The following is a 17,620-nucleotide window of genomic DNA, read 5'->3' as shown; positions in this document are numbered from 1 at the left end:
GATTTAAGGCCGTCTGAAAAACATTTTCAGACGGCCTGTTGTTAAATGCGGGTTGCCGCCCCTTAGCTCAAAGAAAACGATTTGTTCAGCAAACCAAGCGGCAACAGAACCCGAGCCGTACTGTCTATACTGTCTGCTGGCTTATACCGGCAATAAAACGGATTCAAGATATTGCTGTTTTCGGGATTCAAACAACCGGGTCAAGCCCTGCGGCAATAAAAAAGATTTAAGGCCGTCTGAAAACATTTTCAGACGGCCTATTTAAACGCGGGTTGTTGTCTTAACGTTTGCGGTAACGGCTAACGGTTTCAGCCAACAACTCGCCGATTTCCAACCACATTACAGCAATCCCGGCTGACCCAATGCAGGATCGTTTGCGCGGGCGGCTTCGGCATCAGCCACGGTCAAGCCTAAGGCTTTGGCCACGCCTTCACCGTAAGCAGGATCGCATTTCACGCAGTTGCGGATATGGCGGTATTTGATGAAATCCGGCGCATCGCCCATGCCTGCGGCTGTGTTTTTAAACAGCGTTTCTTTCTGCTCGCTGCTCATCAGGTTAAACAGCGCGCGGGGCTGGCTGAAATAATCGGCATCGTCTTCGCGGAAGTTCCAATGGGCGGCATCGCCGTTGATTTTCAGGGGCGGCTCGGCATATTGGGGCTGCTCCTGCCATTGTTGGAAACTGTTGGGTTCGTAGGCAATGGTGCTGCCGTAGTTGCCGTCTACTCGTCCGTAGCCGTCGCGGGCATTGCTGTGCACGGGGCAGCGCGGTGCGTTTACCGGAATCTGGTTGCGGTTCACGCCCAAGCGGTAGCGTTGTGCATCGGCATAGTTAAACAGGCGCGCCTGCAGCATTTTATCGGGCGATACGCTGATACCGGGAACCAGGTTGCTCGGTGCGAAAGCAGACTGCTCTACATCGGCAAAGAAATTTTCGGGGTTGCGGTTCAGCTCGAACTCACCCACTTCGATCAGCGGGTAATCACCCTTCGGCCATACTTTAGTCAAATCAAACGGATGGTAGGGCACTTTTTCTGCATCGGCTTCGGGCATAATCTGCACATACATTTTCCATTTCGGAAAATCGCCGCGCTCGATGGCTTCGTATAAATCTTTCTGATGGCTTTCACGATCCTGGCCGATGATTTTTTCGGCCTCTTCGTTAGAAAGGTTTTCAATGCCTTGCTGGGTGCGGAAGTGGAATTTCACCCAGAAACGCTCGCCGGCTTCGTTCCAGAAGCTGTAGGTATGCGAACCAAAACCGTGCATATGGCGGTAAGATTTCGGAATACCGCGGTCGCTCATCACGATGGTTACTTGGTGGAAAGCCTCGGGCAGCAGTGTCCAAAAATCCCAGTTGTTGGTGGCACTGCGCATATTGGTGCGCGGATCACGCTTAACGGCTTTGTTCAAATCGGGAAACTTGCGGGGGTCGCGCAGGAAAAACACTGGGGTGTTATTGCCCACCATATCCCAGTTGCCCTCTTCGGTGTAGAATTTCAACGCAAAGCCGCGGATGTCGCGCTCGGCATCGGCTGCGCCACGCTCGCCGGCAACCGTGGTGAAGCGGGCGAACATTTCGGTTTTTTTACCCACTTTGCTGAAAATGGCGGCACGGGTATATTTAGTGATGTCGTTGGTTACGGTGAAAGTACCGAATGCGCCGCTGCCTTTGGCATGCATACGGCGCTCGGGGATAACTTCACGCGCAAAATCGGCCAATTTTTCATTGAGCCACAAATCTTGAGCCAACAACGGACCGCGCGGGCCTGCAGTGAGACTGTTTTGATTGTCGGAAACAGGGGCGCCGTTGCTGCGGGTCAAATGGGTTACAGGGCATTTACTCATGGTTGTTCCTTTTGGATAAGTTTGGCAGTTGATATAATGTTGATTTCGCCGATACCGGCCGAAACAACAAAATCCTGATGTGCGGTATCCGGGTGTTTGTGTGGAAAGCCTGCTTCCGGCGGCCGGCGGCAGCCTGCGCCCGAAATAAAGCTCCCGTTATATTATTGCCTGCTGATGAAGCAATGGGGCAACTATACCTAAACAGCTTTCCTTTCACAACTATCAATCTCATTAATTTTAGTAATTTTAAATCAAAAACCAAAAATCGATAGCATATAGCAAAACTAGGGGCAATATGCTGTTTTAACGTAGAATAGTATTTTTATTTATCCGAATCAGTATGCACGCCACTATCTATCTGGAAAACCACGAATACATCGCCTTATGCGACCTGCTCAAACTGGCCGGCTTAACCAATAGCGGCGGCCAAGCCAAAGCGGCGATTGCCGGCGGGCAGGTGTTGCGCAACGGCAAAACCGAAACCCGCAAAACCGCCAAAATACGCGGCGGCGAAGTGATTGAATTTAACGGCGCGGTGTTAGAAATCGAAAACGGCCATGACCCCGAACAAACTGAAACCTGAAAACCTGCTGCCCGAGCCCGTGCGCCCCGAAGCATGGGAATGCTGCGGCAGCGATTGCGGCGATGCGTGCATCCAAACGGTTTATTGGCACCAAAAAGCCGCCTACGATGCGCAGCAGCAGCAATGGCAGGCGCAGCTTGCCGAAAAAGCGGGCGGCGGGGATAAGGCCGTCTGAAAGGCAACCATGATAGATCTGCACTGCCATTCCAATGTTTCAGACGGCCGCTTAAGCCCCGCCGAAGTGGTACGGCTGGCGCACGCCAACGGCTGCACCCTGCTCGCGCTCACTGACCACGACCACACCGGCGGGCTGACCGAAGCGCGCGCCGAAGCGCAAAAATGCGGCATCCGCCTGATTAACGGCGTGGAAATTTCCGTTACCTGGCGCAAGCGCACCGTGCACATTGTCGGGCTGGATTTTGATGACGGCAACGAAGATTTGCAAAACCTGCTGGCCGAAGTGCGCAAAGGCCGTCTGAAACGCTTGCAAGCCATTGCCGCCAAGCTCGAGAAGCAAGGCATCGGCGGCGCATACGAAGGCGCGCTCGCTCTGGCCGCCAACCCCGAAACCGTATCGCGCACCCATGTGGCCGAGTTTCTGATTAACACAGGCCATGTGCGCAACCAACAGCAGGCTTTCAGCAAATATCTGGGCGACGGCAAACCCGCTTCTGTGCCGCACGAATGGGCGGATTTGGCCGCTGCCGTGGCCGCAATCAACGGTGCGGGCGGGCTGGCCGTTATCGCCCACCCCATGCGCTATGGTTTTTCCGCAACAGCCAAACGCAACCTGTTTGAAGCATTCAAAGCATCGGGCGGCGCGGCCATCGAAGTGCACAGCGGCCGCAGCGGTCAAAACGACCGCTTAAACTATGCCCTCTCGGCCGAACGCTACGGTTTTCTTTCCAGCGCCGGCAGCGATTTCCACCGGCAGAGCGGTTACGGCGGCGGCATTTTGGGCGCCTGCCCGGCCTTGCCCGACATATGCCGACCGATATGGGAATGTTTCCGGCCGCCGCATTCGTTTGATTCAGGGCAAATTGAAAAAACGCCGTTCAAGATAATATCAAACGGTTTATGACCCATCGGTAACAACAGCACCGCGCTGAACCAAAAATACGGCAACCACGGGGCAAACCGCCCCAATCGCACAACTTGAAACAGGAGAAGGCAATGAAAGTTTTTTTGAAGCCCCTGGCATTGGCTGCACTGTTCGGCATGGCAAGTGCCGCATGGGCTCAACCTACACCGGCACAAACCCAGCAGCAGTTTTAGCAGCAGCAAAACATGCAAGGAGCCATTCAATCAGACAATCTGCGCAGATGCAAAGATATCTACGGTCATGGCTGCCGCCGGCAAGAAAACGCAGCAGCCCAACGCAGAGCATGGGAAGCGCGCGAACGCAAGATACAAAAAGAAATCGCCGAATTGCGCAGAACGCCTTTTTACATGGCTGTAGCTTATGATTTTGCAAACAGACGTATTTCAGGGGGTACTACTCTGAAAAAAGAGCCGTAGAAAAGGCATTAAGCGGCTGCAAATCCAACAATTGCCAAATCGTTGCTACGTTTGCTAATACCTGCGCCATGATCGCCTACGCTGATGGCGGGCCCAAATCACCTTCTGACATTTTTGTCGGCCTGGATCAAGACGGCTATCAAGCCATTGTCAAATCCGTGCGGGCTTGTGAGACTAAGCATGGCTATAACAAGTGCAGTTATGCGGATATAAAAACTAAAACAGAAGATACCTTCTGTACTGGCTATGACTACAGCGTCTACGGGCAGCATTAAGCCTGATGCGGCACGCGCGGCGGCATCTACGGGCGGGTGCGCAACTTCGGGCAGGAGGGTTTTAGCAAATAGCGGGCGGCTCCGCCATCATAGCCATCATATTTGATATTCTACTTTGAAAAAGAAAGGCATAAATATGAAAAATTTATGGACAACCCTATTATTGCTGCCGGCTGCTGCACTGTCGGGAGCGGCCTATGCCGAAGAGATGCCCGGGCCTGTGGTGAAAAAAACCGTGGTGCAGTATGTTTGCCAACAGGGCAAAAAAGTGAAAGTAACCTACGGTTTCAACAAGCAAAAGCTGCCGGTTTACGCCTCTGCCCATATCAACGGCAAAACCCGCCGTATGCCGATCAATCTTTACCGCTCTGACGATGTTACCACCACTTTCGGCGATGAAAAAAGCTTTTCGCTGGGCGCAGAACATATGACGCTCAACAACCACCGCCGGCAATCCGTTATGATTACCTCGCCCTCTCAGGAAATCGTTTATAAAGGCTGCATGCCGCGCAAACGCTGATTTTCCGGCATCAAGCCGCAAAGGCCGTCTGAAAAAATATTCAGACGGCCTTTGCGGTTGCAGGGGCGGCCGTTTAACCCCATATACCCGATCCGAAACACCGGGCAGGGAGCCGATGCCGCACGCCATACCGCGAAGCGCGCTGTGGCAGCGGATTCCATGGCTTCGATACCGAGCATCAAGCCGCTGACCATGCGGGCAATGCAGCAAGGCACAACACCGTGGCGGAAGTTAAATTAATCCGCGATATGATATTCAGGCGGATTGGCCATACCGCTTGCACGGGCGCATTTTCGGTTACAATTCTGCCCCATCACCAACCGGCAAGGAACACAACGTGGCACAATTTTTCGCCATCCACCCCGACAATCCTCAAGAGCGCCTGATCAAACAAGCCGCCGACATCATCAGAAAAGGCGGCGTGGCGGTTTACCCCACCGATTCCTGCTATGCGCTCGGCTGCCACTTGGGCGACAAAGAAGCGATGGAGCGCATTTTGCGCATCCGCCAAATCGACCAGAAACACCATCTCACGCTGATGTGCGCCGATTTGGGGGATTTGGGCACTTATGCCAAAGTGGATAACGGCCAGTTCCGCCGGCTCAAGGCCGCCACCCCGGGCAGCTACACCTTTATTTTGCAGGCCACCAAAGAAGTGCCCAACCGCACCCTGCACCCAAAGCGCAAAACCATCGGCCTGCGCGTGCCCGACAATAAAACCGCGCTCGCCCTGCTGGCCGAATTGGGCGAGCCGCTGTTAAGCTGCACCCTGATGCTGCCCGAAGACAGCGAACCCTTAACCGATCCTTACGAAATCCGTGACCGCTTGGAGCACAGCGTTGATTTGGTGATTGACGGCGGCTGGTGCGGCACCGAGCCGACCACCGTTATCGATATGACCAACGGCATAGAGCTGGTGCGCGAAGGCAAGGGCGATAAAAGCCTGTTTGGCTTGTAGGCCGTCTGAAAAACGGCGGCCACGCACAAGCGCAAGACCCTTTTGTTAAAGCCCCCGAGAAAGCCCTACCCATGAAACTCTTCCTTACCTCTTATTTCGCCGAAACCGCCTCCCTGCTGCCCGCCTGTCTGAACGAAAATATGCAGGACAAAACCGTGGCGTTCATCCCCACCGCCGCACGGGGCGAAGAGGTGGATTTTTATGTGGACGAAGCCCGCGCGGCTTGGCGGGCATTGGGCGTTAATATCGAAGAAACCGATGCCGCCGTTTTAAATGCGGAGCAACTGGCTGAAAAACTGCGCCGCTGCCACTATATTTACGTTTCCGGCGGCAACACCTTTTACCTGCTGGAGCAACTTCGGCTCAAACAGGCCGATAGCGTTATCCGACAGCAAATCGCCGAGAACAAACCCTATATCGGCGAATCGGCCGGCAGCATGATATTGGCGGAAAACCTCGCTTATGTGCGCGAAATGGACGATGCCGCCGCTGCTGCGTCAGTCGGCGACACAGGCTTGGGCATCATCGGCATCTGCCCGCTGCCACACGACGGCGAATACCCGTTTGCCGAGGTTACCGCTTTAATCCGGCAGAAATATGCGTTTCTACCCCTTTATCCGCTCAACAACAATCAGGCCGTGTTTATCGACAGCGGCAAGGGCGTGCAAACCACCGTAGAGGCCGTCTGAAAACCCGCAACGGCTTCATCACGGCGCGGCCGTTTTCAGACGGCCGCAACCTCGATTTCACTTCAAAAGGAAAACCATGTTTCAAAGCTTTAATTTAGGTGTTTTTCTGCTGGCATTGATGCCGGTGTTGCTGGCGATAACCGTGCACGAGGCCGCCCACGGTTATGCCGCACGCTATTGGGGCGACCGCACGGCCGAGCAGCTCGGCAGGCTAACGCTCAACCCGCTGGCGCATATCGACCCGGTCGGCACGGTTCTGGTGCCGATACTGATGTTTCTGTTTACGCCGTTTTTATTCGGCTGGGCCAAGCCCGTGCCGATTGTGCCGCGCAATTTCCGCGATATGCGCATGGGACTGCGCATGGTGGCGGTGGCCGGGCCGTTATCCAATCTGGCGATGGCATTCGGCTGGGGGCTGGCGTTTGCGCTGGCGGCCTATGTGCCCGAATCGTTTCAATATCCGCTGGGCGAAATGGCCAAATACGGCGTGCTGATTAACGCTGTGCTGTTTGTGCTCAATATGCTGCCGGTGCTGCCGCTTGACGGCGGCCGCTTCATCGACAGCTTTCTGCCCGCGCGCGCTTCGATGCAGTTTCGCAAAATCGAGCCTTACGGCACTTGGATTATTCTGATTCTGCTGATGAGCGGGCTGCTGGGCAAAATCATGATGCCGTTTGTGGCCGGCATTATCACGCTGGTGCGTTCGGTTACGGGCGTGTTTTTATAGCCGCAGCCCCTTGCAGAAATACCCCTGATGCCGTCTGAAATACTTAAGCCCCGCCATTCCCGCGCAGGCGGGGATAACGGGGCTGAAACCCATCGGGTGTTTTATTTCAATAATTTATAAAAAACGGCCGGATTCCCTCCTGCGCGAAAATGGCGATAGTCGAATCGTTCAGACGGCCTGAATGAATTTTGCCAAGGCCCCGGCCGGTTCGGTGCGGCAGCAGGCAAAAGCCCGATGTTTGCTGAGAACATCGGGCTTTTTGATATGGCGGGTTGAATTTAACGGAAACAAGGCAGCAGCACCCTTCACTCTGCCGGCTGCTTCCCCACAAATGTAAAAAAGAAAAGGGGACAAGCAATGCCGCCTGCATTTCTGCCCTGCCCGCCTGCAGTTTCCCTACCTATAAGTGTAAAAAAGGAATAAGCAACGGTTTCTGCAAGATTTTATTCGGGTTATTCTTCCGGCAGCCTGGTAATTTTCACCCGCTCGATGCGCCGGCCTTCTTTTTCGGTTACTTCAAACCGCCAGCCGTGAAAATCGATATGGTCGCCTATGCCGGGAATGCTTTGCAGCTCTTCCATAATCAGCCCGGCAACGGTGTGGTAGCCGGCGTCTTCTTCAGGCTGCGGCAGGTTGAGCTGGGGGGCTAACTCCACATATTCGAGCGCGCCGTCCACCGTTAAACTTTCATCGGGGTGAGCCTGCAGCATCGGCTCTTCTTCGCGCTCGAATGCTTCGGGAAATTCTCCGGCAATGGTTTCCATCAAATCTTTCATGGTCAGCATGCCGAGAACGGCACCGAATTCGTCCACCACCAAAGCATAATCGGCACTGTTTTTGCGGAAGAGCTCGATAGCGTTGAGCGCGCTGGTGCTGTCGGGCAGCACCAAAGGCTGCCGCAAGGCCGTCTGAACATTCATTTCTCCGTGCTCTAACAGCTGGCTGAGCAGATCTTTTTTATTGATGTAGCCCAGCGGCTCGTCCACGCCCGCTTTGCCCACCACCAGCAGGCGGCTGTAGGGGGTGTTTTGCAGTTGGACGTATTGCTCTTGCCGGCTTTGCGAAATATCGAGCCGCTCGATGTCGCTGCGCGGAATCATCACGCCGGGTATCGGGCGTTCGGCCAGCATCAATACGCTGCGTATCATGGATTTTTCGTTTTCTTCAAAGCGTTCTTCGCCAACACTGCCGCCTGCGGTGGCCAATACGCTTTCGCGTATACCCATCATGCCCAACACGTTTTCTGCCGTGCGCTGCCGCCACGAGCGGCTGATGTAGTCGTTTTTGCGCACGTTTTTCTGCGAAACCTGGTTGAATATTTCAATCAGAATCGAAAAACCGATGGCGGCATAGAGATAGCCTTTGGGGATATGGAAGTGGAAGGCCTCGGCAATCAGGCTGAAGCCTATCATCAGCAGAAAACCCAAACACAGCATCACCACAGTGGGGTGTTTGTCTACAAACGCGGTAAGCGGCTTGCTGGCCAGAATCATCATCGTCATCGCCACCACCACGGCGGCCATCGCCACGATGATATGCTCGACCATGGCTACGGCGGTAATCACCGAATCGATGGAAAACACAGCATCCAATATCAGAATCTGCGCCACCACGCCCCAAAACGGCGCGTGTTTCTTGTGGTTGTCGGCAACGGTAATCTGGTTGTGCCCTTCAAGCCGCTCGTGCAGCTCGGTGGTGGCCTTGTAGAGCAGAAACAGGCCGCCGGCAAACATGATGAGGTCTTTACCCGACACCGAAAGGCTGCCCCACTCTAAAAACGGTTGCGTGAGCGTGATGATGTGCGCCATAAAACCGAGCATCACCAACCGCATCATCACCGCCAGCACCAAGCCGGTGATGCGGGCTTTGTCGCGCAGGGCGGGCTTGACTTTGTTGGCCAGAATCGCCACAAACACCAGGTTGTCCACCCCCAGCACCACTTCGAGTATCAGCAGTGTTGCAAACCCTATCCACGTTTGCGGCTCGGCCAGCCAGCTCAAATCCATAACGGTTCAAATCCTTATTTTAAAAACACAAACAGACAGGCCGCATGGTTTCTCGGCCTGCCTGTGGAAACGGCACATACACGAAGCGCATCGGTATTGCTGCTCTGCTGCGCATCTTCCATAAAAGTATATGCCTTCAAATAATATGAAATCGGCAGTCTATCATTCCCGCTGTGTTTACGGAAGAGAGGCCGTCTGAATGTTTCAGACGGCCTTATGCCCGACTTTCAGACGGCCGCGGCCGGCGCTGCGGCATAGTGTATGCGCAAATGTGCGCAAAATTACGGCACCGGCTGTTGCGGTTGCCCTGGCGCACACTTTTTCGGTTATCATTCACGCCTTGATTTTTTTATCGTTACGGCTGTGTGCCGCCTGGATTATTATGTCTGATATACAACACAACACGCAGGTTAAACGCCGTCTGAAAACGCGGCACTTATCCATGATTGCCATCGGCGGCTCCATCGGCACCGGCCTGTTTATGGCCAGCGGCACCGCCATCAACGCGGCCGGGCCGGGCGGCGCGCTGGCAGCCTATGCCGCCATCGGTCTGATGGTGTATTTTTTAATGACCTCTTTGGGCGAAATGGCGACTTATCTGCCCACTTCCGGCTCTTTCAGCACCTACGCCTCGCGCTTTGTCGATCCATCGCTGGGTTTCGCGCTGGGCTGGAACTACTGGTTCAACTGGGTGATTACGGTTGCGGCCGACGTGGTAATTGCGGCGGTGGTCATCACCTATTGGGAGCCGATGCGGTTTATGGCACCGTGGGCATGGAGCCTTTTGTTTTTCTTAATGATTTTCCTACTCAACACATTATCGGTGCGGGCTTACGGCGAATCGGAATATTGGTTTGCGCTGATTAAAGTGATTACCGTGATGGTGTTTCTCGGCGTGGGCGTACTCACCATTTTCGGCATACTCGGCGGGCAATATGTGGGGCTGGGCAACATGACGATGGGCGATGCACCGTTTTTGGGCGACGGCACCGGCGGCAGGTTTCTCACCATGCTGGGCGTGTTTCTGATTGCCGGCTTCTCGTTTCAGGGTACCGAACTTATCGGCATCACCGCCGGCGAGTCGGAAAACCCCGAAAAAAGCATTCCCAAAGCCGTGAAACAGGTTTTCTGGCGCATTCTGATTTTCTACATTCTCGCCATTTTGGTTATCGGCCTGCTGATTCCCTACACCAGCCCGCAGCTTTTGGGTGCCGATGTAAACGAAATCGCCAAATCGCCGTTTACCCTGGTATTTGAACGCGCAGGGCTGGCCTTTGCCGCCGCCGTAATGAACGCCGTGATTCTCACCTCGATTTTATCGGCGGGCAACTCCGGCATGTATGCCTCCACCCGCATGCTCTACGCCATGGGCAAAGACGGCCTGGCCTACAGAATTTTTGCCCGCACCAACGCATCGGGCGTACCGGTGATGTCGCTGCTGGCCACCGGCATCGTTGTGCTCTTGGTGTTTGCGCTGCAATTGGTGAGCGACAATGTTTACCAATACATTCTGGCCGCTTCGGGTTTGACCGGCTTTATCGCCTGGCTGGGCATTGCCGTGAGCCACTACCGTTTCCGCCGTGCCTACGTCGCGCAGGGCAAAGATTTGAACGCGCTCGCATACCGCGCCAAATGGTTCCCCTTCGGCTCGCTGCTGGCTCTGGCCTTGTGTGTGCTGGTGATTATCGGCCAAGACACCGAGCTGGTGCTCAACGGCAACTTCGACTGGGACCGCCTGATTATCACCTATATGGGGCTGCCGGTATTTTTCAGTTTTTATTTCTACCACAAACTGCGCTACAAAACGCGCAAAGTTCCGCTGGAACAGGTGGATTTGAGCCAAGATGCCCATTAGCGGCAATTTATTGCAGCCGCGCGGCACAAAGCAGGCCGCCGGCACACTGCGGGCTTGGCCGTAACGGAAATCCGCAACAGAAAATAAAGCAGGTTTACCACGATACGCCCGGCATGGTTCAAGGCCGTCTGAAACATTTCAGACGGCCTTGAAGCATTCTGCAAAAATATCTGTTTCGCTGCGCGGGAAAAACAAGCGGGGCAAACCCGGCAAGCACGGCACGATATGGCCTGCAAGCTCAAACACCACCGACTTCATCACACCCACAAAGCCGTGGGCATCGCCAAAGGGGCGGAGATTAACAAAGGCCGTCTGAAACGTTTCAGACGGCCTTGAACCATTCTGCAAAAATATCTGTTGCGCTGCGCGGGAAAAACAAGCGGGGCAAACCCGGCAAGCACGGCACGATATGGCCTGCAAGCCCAAACACCACCGACTTCATCATACCCACAAAGCCGTGGGCATCACCAAAGGCAGCGAGGATTAACAAAGGCCGTCTGAACGCTTTCAGACGGCCTCTTCTTGCGCGTTCATGGCTTTAAGCAGTTTTTCCAATTTTTCAGGATCTTCCTGGCGCATCAGGCGGGCGGTTTCGTTTTCGAGCGCCAGCGTGTTGCTGTGCAGCACGATATTTTTCACCGCCAGCAGGTTGTTGGGGTTCATCGAAAACCGCCGCAGCCCCATGCCGAGCAAAAGGCGGGTATAGTGGGTGTCGCCGGCCATCTCGCCGCACACCGACACGGTTTTGCCCATGCGGTTGGCGGTGCGGATAACGTGCTGCACCAGCTTGAGCACGGCGGGATGCCCGGGCTGGTAGAGATAGCTCACGGCATCGTCGCCGCGATCCACCGACAGGGTGTATTGGATTAAATCGTTGGTGCCGATAGAAATGAAATCAACGTGTTTGAGCAGGCCGGCCACGGTGAGTGCGGCGGCGGGGATTTCTATCATGCAGCCGGTCGATATGCCGCCGAAGGACTCTTCGCGCTCGGCAAGCTGCCGTTTGGCGGTTTCCAGATGCAGCAGGCACTGCTTCAGCTCGGCGGTGTCGGTAATCATCGGCCACATCATTTTCACCGGCCCGTGGGCGGCGGCACGCAAAATAGCGCGCATCTGCGTGCGGAACATCACCGGCTCGGCCAGGCACAGACGGATGCCGGTCAGCCCCAGGGCAGGGTTGAGGCTGCCGTTGGGGGTGGTGTTTTGGCCAAACCAGCGCGGGTTTTTGTCCACCCCCAAATCCACGGTGCGTATGGTGAGGCTTTTGCCTTTGAGTTTTTTGACAAACCGGGCATACACGGCGTATTGCTCGTCTTCAGAGGGCATGGTGTCGCGGTTGAGATAGAGAAATTCGCTGCGGAACAAGCCCACGCCGTCTGCCCCGGTTTCGTTCAAGCGTGTGATGTCTTCGAGCGATTCGATATTGGCAAGCAGTTCGATATTGATGCCGTCCTGCGTAGTGGCGGCGGTTTTTTTGATTTTGTTGAGCTCGCGGGTGCGGGCGCGGTATTCGCGGGCGCGGGCACGGTATTCTTTCAACACCGGCTCATCGGGGTTGATGATTAAGATGCCGTTGATGCCGTCTACAATCACCCATTCGTTTTCGCTGATCAGCTTGCGGGCGTTGTGCAGGCCGATAACCGAGGGAATGTTGAGGCTGCGGCCGAGAATGGCGGTGTGGCTGGTGGGGCCGCCGATATCGGTAACGAAAGCAGCCACCCGCTCTTCTTTGAAATACACGGTGTCGGCGGGCGAAATATCGTTGGCCACCAACACGGTGTCTCCAAGCAGGCTGCCCTCGAGGTTGAGCTCGTTGCCCTGGCCGGCCAGCCGGTTGTGGATGCGCCCGGCCACTTGGAGCATATCCTGCTTGCGCTCGCGCAGATAGGCATCATCGATTTCGTCAAACTGGGCGGAGAGCTTGTCGGTTTGCAGCTTCAGCGCCCACTCTGCATTGATGTGCTGCTCTTCGATAATATCGACAGGCTCGCGCGACAGGGTAACATCGGTGAGCAGCATCAGGTGCAGCGAAATAAACGCGCCAAGCTCGGTGGGGGCGTTTTCGGGCAGTGCGCTGCGCAGCTGCTCCAGCTCGCGGCGGGCGGCTTTCACGGCCGTTTCATATCGCGCCGTTTCGCTTTCGATCCCGGCGGGTTCCAGATCATATTGCGGCACTTCGTGCATACCGCGCGTAATCAGATGGGCGCGGCCGATGGCTATGCCTTTGCCTGCGCTCACGCCGTACAATACGATGGCCATATTATCCGCCCTCGCCGAAATAATCGTTAATCAGCGCGGTAAGCGCCTGCATGGCTGCCGCTTCATCGGCACCGTCTGTTTCCAGCTCGATAACCGTTCCTTGAGCGGCGGCCAGCATCATCAGCCCCATGATGCTTTTGCCGTTTACGCGCCGGCCTTCGCGGCTGACCCACACCTCGCTTTGAAACTGCGCGGCGGTTTGGGTGAATTTGCTCGATGCGCGCGCGTGCAGGCCGAGTTTGTTGATAATCTCAATGGATTGTTTCATCATGCAAAGCATCCTTCGGGCCGGCTGGTGATGTCGATAATGCCGTTAATGGCGGCTTCTTTGACCATTCGGGTAAAATCGGCCAAATTGCCGGCGGCGGGGGCATAGTTGGCAGCTTTCACCATCATCGGCGCATTCAGGCCGGTGAGCATGGCGGTTTTGCCGCTTTCCACCAACCGGCGGGCGGCGTTGCAGGGGGTGGCGCCGAAAATGTCGGTCAGAATCAGCACGCCCGAGCCGTAGTCCAGCTCGGCCGCCATAGCGGCGGCGCGGGAGATGATGCTGTCGTGGTCTTCGTGGGAGCCCACGCCGAGAATGCGGATATTCTGCGGCGTGTCGCCGAAAAAGAAATGCTGCGCCAGGCTGCGGTAAGCCTCGCCTATGGCTTCGTGCGTGATGATTAATAAGCCTATCATGGTGTATCTCAGTGGTGGATCGGGTTCATTTTCAACCAATTAAGCCGCAAAGCGCGGCAATGCGGCAAACCGTGTTTCAGACGGCCGGCGCAACCCCGGTTCGGCCTGCCGGCACGGCATAGTTTTTTTCAGACAGCCTGCACAGAATATTTGCCGCTCAGGCCGTCTGAAAAACCCGCCGCTAACCGCGCAGAGCATATACCGCGCCGAGGTTGCGCCATGCGCCGGCGGCATCCATGCCGTAGCCGAACACATAGCGGTCGGGCACGCTGATGCCCACATAATCGGCACGCACAGGCTTTTCTTTGCCGGTGTTTTTATCGGCAAACACCGCCGTGGCGCAGGAAGCCGCGCCCAAATCGAGCACCTGCCGTTTGATGGCCGCCATTGTGTGGCCTTCATCGAGAATATCGTCCAACACCAGCACATGGCGGCCGGCCACGCCCTCCTGCGGCGCGCGCAGCCAGTTGAAGCTGCCGCCCTCGAGCTTGTCGCCGTAGCGCGAAACATGCACATAATCAAAATCGAGCGGAAAGTCCAACAGCGGCAGCAGCTGGCCGGTAAACACCACCGCACCGCCCATCACCGGCAGAACAAACGGGTATCTGCTGCCCAAATCGGCAGTGATTTCGCCGGCCAGGCGCACCAGCGCGCTACGGCAGGCTTGTTCGTCAAACAATAAATCGGCATTGTCGAGCATGGCTTGAGCCTGCTGCCGTTTGGTTTCGATATTTTTCATTTTTTCAACTTTTTCAGAATATTACAGCCGCAGGCGGGGCGCAAAGCCCTACTGAAGCGGGAAGCGGCAGGCAGATTCTACCGCCATCGGCAACGGCGGTTCAACCGCTGCGGCGCGGCTTTTCTGCGGCGGCGCCGGGCAGCGGCCGTGTTCTGCCATATTGCCGGCAGCGCAACGCCTGCTTTTCCGACACCGGCACAGTGCATAAATGCCGCAGCCGCAGCCCTCTGCGCTACAGGGCTGCCCGCCCGATGGGAGCAAGCAGTTTCTGCGGCCGTCTGAACGCGTCGCCGCCTGCACAAGGGGCGGCGCATAACCCGCCCCATTAAAATAATCACGGCACCGTCGCGCCTGCACCCCGAGAACGGTTTTGCCGGCCGCTTGAACGGCAGCAGCACCGGTTCCGTACGGCACGATGCCGTTCAAGGCAGTACGCAAACAGAGCCGGCATCGCGAATGATGCCATTTCGGTTGCCGGGCAGTTTCCGATACGGTGTTGCGCCTGCACCCCGAGAACGGTTTTGCCGGCCGCCAACGCAGCGGCAGAGTTTATTTCTGCCCTGCCGGGGCTTTCCCGTTGCCGGAATACAGCGGATCACTTCCCCCATCGTGCGGCAAGACCGGCGCTGCGATGACTTATTTTTTAGAGAAGATGCGGCCTGCATTGCCCTCCGCCCCATACTTATTTTCAGCAGATTGGCTATAATCCCGCCTTGATTTTCACTTTTCAGACGGCCTCTACCGTGAACCAAACTCCCCGCGACCCCTATGCTTTTTTAGAAAACCTGCACAGCCCCGAAACCCTGCGTTTCGCCGCCGAAGCCCACGCCGAAACGCAGGCGCGCTTTGCCTCATCGGCAGCGTTCGGGCAAACCGTTGCCGAAATGGTAAAAGAGTTGCAAAACCCGCGCCAGATTGCGTTTTGCCAAGAACACCGCGCGCGTATGTATCATTTCCACCAAAGCAGCGAACACCCGAAAGGCGTGTACCGGGTGTGCAGTGCGGCTTCCTACCGTTCGGGCTGCCCCGAATGGAAAACGCTGTTTTCGGCGGCCGATTTCGACAACGTGCTGGGCGATGACGTTTATCTCGATGGGGTGTCGCATTATGTCGAACAGCCCGAGCGCGTGTTAATCAGCCTCAGCCGCGCGGGCGGCGATGCGGCCTACACGCTCGAATTCGACCTCGCCGCACAAAAACTGGTAGAGGGCGGTTTTCATTTTCCCGCCGGCAAAAACCACATTGCCTGGCGCGATTTCAACAGCGTGTGGGTCTGCCCCGCCTGGCATCCGCAGCAAACCACCGCCGCAGGCTACCCGCGCGAAGTGTGGCTGGTGGAGCGCGGCCAGAGTTTTGAAGAAGCCGCATCCGTTTACCGAATCGGTTCAGACGGCCTGATGGTCAATGCCTGGCGTTATCTCGATGCGCAGGGCGCGCCGCTGGATTTAATCGAGGCCGCACACGGTTTCTACACCAAAACCTATCTGCAAGTGCTGCCCGGCGGCAAAACCCTGCCCCTCAACCTGCCCGAAGACTGCGAAATTTCCGGCTATCTCGCCGGCCACCTGCTGCTGCACCTGCACAGCCCGTGGCAGCGCGCCAACCAAAGCTATCCCGCCGGCAGCCTTGTGGCCGTCAAACTCAACAAAGGCAAAACCGGCACGGCTCACCTGCTGTTTGCCCCCAACGAAACGCAGGCACTCGAAAGCGTGGAAACCACCAAACGCTTCGTTGCCGCCACCCTGCTCGACAACGTTTCCGGCCGTCTGAAAGCATGGCGGTTTTCAGACGGCCGCTGGCATGAGGAAACCCTGCCCGCGCTGCCGCAGGGCGCGCTCGAACTGACCGACCAACCCTGGGGCGGCGATGTACTGTATATCGCCGCCGGCGATTTCACCACCCCGCTGACCCTGTTTGCCCTCGATCTCAACGTGATGGAACTTTCGGTTATCCGCCGCCAGCCGCCTCAGTTCGACACCGAAGGCATCAAAGTGCAGCAGTTTTATGCCGAATCTGCCGACAGCACCCGCATACCTTATTACCATGTCGGCAAAAACCACACCCCCGACACCCCCGCGCTGGTTTATGTTTACGGCGGCTTTGCCGTGCCCGAGCTGCCGCACTACATGGGCAGCATCGGCAAATACTGGCTCGAACCGGGCAAATCGTTTGTGCTGGCCAACGTGCGCGGCGGCGGCGAGTTCGGCCCGCGCTGGCACCGCGCCGCGCAAGGCATACACAAACACAAAAGCACAGACGATCTGCTTGCCGTTGTCCGCGACCTGCACACGCGCGGCCTGAGCAGCCCCGCACACACCGCCATACAAGGCGGCAGCAATGGCGGCCTGGTTACCGCATCGGCCTTCGTGCGCGAACCGCAAACAATCGGCGCACTGGTGTGCGAAATGCCGCTCACCGATATGCTGCGCTACCCCTATCTTTCGGCAGGCGCAAGCTGGATTGAAGAATACGGCCACCCCGAACACCCCCAATCCGCAGCCGCCCTTGCCGCCCTTTCGCCCTACCACCGGCTTTCAGACGGCCGAACCTACCCCCCCGCCCTGATTACCACCAGCCTGAGTGATGACCGCGTCCACCCCGCCCACGCGCTCAAGTTTTACGGCAAACTGCGCCGCAGCAGCCCCCGCACCTGGCTCTACGCCCCCGCCAACGGCGGCCACACCGGCAACACCACCCAAGAAGCGACAGCCGCCGAATTTGCCTGCATCCTGCAATTTCTCAACGAAACCCTCGGCAGAGCCCCGGCGCAAAGGCCGTCTGAACATACCGCCCCGCCATCACCGCCCTTAACCCAACAATGCCCGCAACGCCCGCCCAAAGCTCAAAAAAACAATTAACAAATTGAAAATAAAACAAAATAAAAAGGCTATTGTGGTTAAAAAGCAGCCTATGCTAATATGCCGCCTAACCCTGCGCCGCTTCGGCGGCCTGCTTTTTG

Annotated in this window: 16 protein-coding genes and 3 pseudogenes; 11 read left to right on the top strand and 8 right to left on the bottom strand. The window is 56.4% G+C overall.

The window, feature by feature from the left end; all coding sequences use genetic code 11:
- Positions 1-339 precede the first annotated feature (339 nt).
- On the bottom strand, positions 340-1,848 hold the full coding sequence (locus tag H7A79_RS00305) for a catalase (RefSeq protein WP_135035005.1): 1,509 nt from the start codon (positions 1,846-1,848) through the stop codon (positions 340-342).
- 340 nt (positions 1,849-2,188) lie between these two features.
- Between H7A79_RS00305 and H7A79_RS00300 the strand changes: the two genes are divergently transcribed.
- The 6 genes and pseudogenes from H7A79_RS00300 (at position 2,189) to H7A79_RS00275 (ending at position 4,744) form a co-directional block, all read left to right on the top strand.
- Positions 2,189-2,431 carry an RNA-binding S4 domain-containing protein gene (locus tag H7A79_RS00300; protein WP_187000717.1) on the top strand — a complete coding sequence of 81 codons (243 nt, stop codon included), beginning with the start codon at positions 2,189-2,191 and terminating at the stop codon, positions 2,429-2,431.
- A complete protein-coding gene (locus H7A79_RS00295) occupies positions 2,406-2,606 on the top strand; it encodes a hypothetical protein (RefSeq protein ID WP_187000716.1) in 201 nt (66 codons plus the stop codon). Before H7A79_RS00300 ends, H7A79_RS00295 begins: the two co-directional genes overlap by 26 nt.
- Positions 2,607-2,615: 9 nt before the next feature.
- Positions 2,616-3,440: pseudogene (locus H7A79_RS00290) on the top strand (PHP domain-containing protein); the annotation flags it as partial.
- A 278-nt stretch (positions 3,441-3,718) separates the two neighbouring features.
- Complete coding sequence (locus H7A79_RS00285) at positions 3,719-3,949, top strand: hypothetical protein (RefSeq protein ID WP_187000714.1); 231 nt, start codon at positions 3,719-3,721, stop codon at positions 3,947-3,949.
- Positions 3,950-3,975: 26 nt separating this feature from the next.
- Positions 3,976-4,224 (top strand): annotated as a pseudogene (locus tag H7A79_RS00280) (hypothetical protein); the annotation flags it as partial.
- A gap of 136 nt (positions 4,225-4,360) precedes the next feature.
- A complete protein-coding gene (locus H7A79_RS00275) occupies positions 4,361-4,744 on the top strand; it encodes an ACP-like domain-containing protein (RefSeq protein WP_135034994.1) in 384 nt (127 codons plus the stop codon).
- On the opposite strand, the gene H7A79_RS00270 is transcribed toward H7A79_RS00275, so the two are convergent.
- Positions 4,714-4,959, bottom strand: a complete 246-nt coding sequence (locus H7A79_RS00270; protein ID WP_187000713.1) for a hypothetical protein — start codon at positions 4,957-4,959, stop codon at positions 4,714-4,716. The two genes, H7A79_RS00275 and H7A79_RS00270, sit on opposite strands and share 31 nt — an antisense overlap.
- Before the next feature lie 122 nt (positions 4,960-5,081).
- Here H7A79_RS00270 and H7A79_RS00265 point away from each other — a divergent pair, with 122 nt between their 5' ends.
- The 3 genes from H7A79_RS00265 to H7A79_RS00255 all read left to right on the top strand — a co-directional run bounded on the left by H7A79_RS00265 (position 5,082) and on the right by H7A79_RS00255 (position 7,118).
- On the top strand, positions 5,082-5,702 hold the full coding sequence (locus tag H7A79_RS00265) for an L-threonylcarbamoyladenylate synthase (protein ID WP_187000712.1): 621 nt from the start codon (positions 5,082-5,084) through the stop codon (positions 5,700-5,702).
- Positions 5,703-5,773: 71 nt separating this feature from the next.
- Entirely contained in the window at positions 5,774-6,391 is a 618-nt protein-coding gene (locus H7A79_RS00260; RefSeq protein ID WP_187000711.1) for a Type 1 glutamine amidotransferase-like domain-containing protein, read from the top strand.
- A 76-nt stretch (positions 6,392-6,467) separates the two neighbouring features.
- On the top strand, positions 6,468-7,118 hold the full coding sequence (locus H7A79_RS00255; RefSeq protein ID WP_187000710.1) for a site-2 protease family protein: 651 nt from the start codon (positions 6,468-6,470) through the stop codon (positions 7,116-7,118).
- A 452-nt stretch (positions 7,119-7,570) separates the two neighbouring features.
- Here H7A79_RS00255 and H7A79_RS00250 read toward each other — a convergent pair whose 3' ends face one another.
- Positions 7,571-9,124 carry a TerC family protein gene (locus H7A79_RS00250; RefSeq protein ID WP_135034982.1) on the bottom strand — a complete coding sequence of 518 codons (1,554 nt, stop codon included), beginning with the start codon at positions 9,122-9,124 and terminating at the stop codon, positions 7,571-7,573.
- Positions 9,125-9,566: 442 nt separating this feature from the next.
- Here H7A79_RS00250 and H7A79_RS00245 point away from each other — a divergent pair, with 442 nt between their 5' ends.
- Positions 9,567-10,979: an amino acid permease gene (locus H7A79_RS00245; RefSeq protein WP_246408164.1), complete on the top strand. Its 1,413-nt coding sequence runs from the start codon at positions 9,567-9,569 to the stop codon at positions 10,977-10,979.
- Here the strand turns inward: H7A79_RS00245 and H7A79_RS00240 are convergent.
- The 5 genes from H7A79_RS00240 to H7A79_RS00220 all read right to left on the bottom strand — a co-directional run bounded on the left by H7A79_RS00240 (position 10,976) and on the right by H7A79_RS00220 (position 14,661).
- The gene (locus H7A79_RS00240) at positions 10,976-11,143 is read right to left on the bottom strand and encodes a hypothetical protein (protein ID WP_187000708.1); all 168 of its coding nucleotides are present in this window, start codon (positions 11,141-11,143) and stop codon (positions 10,976-10,978) included. The two genes, H7A79_RS00245 and H7A79_RS00240, sit on opposite strands and share 4 nt — an antisense overlap.
- A gap of 343 nt (positions 11,144-11,486) precedes the next feature.
- Entirely contained in the window at positions 11,487-13,238 is a 1,752-nt protein-coding gene (gene ptsP, locus H7A79_RS00235; RefSeq protein ID WP_187000707.1) for a phosphoenolpyruvate--protein phosphotransferase, read from the bottom strand.
- A 1-nt stretch (position 13,239) separates the two neighbouring features.
- Positions 13,240-13,509 (bottom strand): HPr family phosphocarrier protein, encoded by a 270-nt coding sequence (locus H7A79_RS00230; protein ID WP_187000706.1) that lies wholly within the window; start codon positions 13,507-13,509, stop codon positions 13,240-13,242.
- The gene (locus H7A79_RS00225; RefSeq protein ID WP_135034966.1) at positions 13,506-13,922 is read right to left on the bottom strand and encodes a PTS sugar transporter subunit IIA; all 417 of its coding nucleotides are present in this window, start codon (positions 13,920-13,922) and stop codon (positions 13,506-13,508) included. Before H7A79_RS00225 ends, H7A79_RS00230 begins: the two co-directional genes overlap by 4 nt.
- A gap of 181 nt (positions 13,923-14,103) precedes the next feature.
- Positions 14,104-14,661 carry a hypoxanthine-guanine phosphoribosyltransferase gene (locus H7A79_RS00220; RefSeq protein ID WP_187000705.1) on the bottom strand — a complete coding sequence of 186 codons (558 nt, stop codon included), beginning with the start codon at positions 14,659-14,661 and terminating at the stop codon, positions 14,104-14,106.
- A 743-nt stretch (positions 14,662-15,404) separates the two neighbouring features.
- On the opposite strand from H7A79_RS00220, the pseudogene H7A79_RS00215 reads away from it, so the two are divergent.
- A pseudogene (locus H7A79_RS00215) lies at positions 15,405-17,417 on the top strand (prolyl oligopeptidase family serine peptidase); the annotation flags it as partial.
- Between the last annotated feature and the right edge of the window lie 203 nt (positions 17,418-17,620).

This window comes from Neisseria musculi, assembly GCF_014297595.2.
GTDB lineage: Bacteria > Pseudomonadota > Gammaproteobacteria > Burkholderiales > Neisseriaceae > Neisseria > Neisseria musculi.
This window is presented reverse-complemented; position numbering and strand designations above follow the sequence as displayed.

Bases quoted from the DNA above. Each gene is read 5' to 3' on its own strand.
- H7A79_RS00305 (WP_135035005.1), bottom strand. From the start codon at position 1,848: ATGAGTAAATGCCCTGTAACCCATTTGACCCGCAGCAACGGCGCCCCT.
- H7A79_RS00300 (WP_187000717.1), top strand. From the start codon at position 2,189: ATGCACGCCACTATCTATCTGGAAAACCACGAATACATCGCCTTATGC.
- H7A79_RS00295 (WP_187000716.1), top strand. From the start codon at position 2,406: ATGACCCCGAACAAACTGAAACCTGAAAACCTGCTGCCCGAGCCCGTG.
- H7A79_RS00285 (WP_187000714.1), top strand. From the start codon at position 3,719: ATGCAAGGAGCCATTCAATCAGACAATCTGCGCAGATGCAAAGATATC.
- H7A79_RS00275 (WP_135034994.1), top strand. From the start codon at position 4,361: ATGAAAAATTTATGGACAACCCTATTATTGCTGCCGGCTGCTGCACTG.
- H7A79_RS00260 (WP_187000711.1), top strand. From the start codon at position 5,774: ATGAAACTCTTCCTTACCTCTTATTTCGCCGAAACCGCCTCCCTGCTG.
- H7A79_RS00255 (WP_187000710.1), top strand. From the start codon at position 6,468: ATGTTTCAAAGCTTTAATTTAGGTGTTTTTCTGCTGGCATTGATGCCG.
- H7A79_RS00250 (WP_135034982.1), bottom strand. From the start codon at position 9,124: ATGGATTTGAGCTGGCTGGCCGAGCCGCAAACGTGGATAGGGTTTGCA.
- H7A79_RS00245 (WP_246408164.1), top strand. From the start codon at position 9,567: ATGATTGCCATCGGCGGCTCCATCGGCACCGGCCTGTTTATGGCCAGC.
- ptsP (WP_187000707.1), bottom strand. From the start codon at position 13,238: ATGGCCATCGTATTGTACGGCGTGAGCGCAGGCAAAGGCATAGCCATC.
- H7A79_RS00230 (WP_187000706.1), bottom strand. From the start codon at position 13,509: ATGATGAAACAATCCATTGAGATTATCAACAAACTCGGCCTGCACGCG.
- H7A79_RS00225 (WP_135034966.1), bottom strand. From the start codon at position 13,922: ATGATAGGCTTATTAATCATCACGCACGAAGCCATAGGCGAGGCTTAC.
- H7A79_RS00220 (WP_187000705.1), bottom strand. From the start codon at position 14,661: ATGAAAAATATCGAAACCAAACGGCAGCAGGCTCAAGCCATGCTCGAC.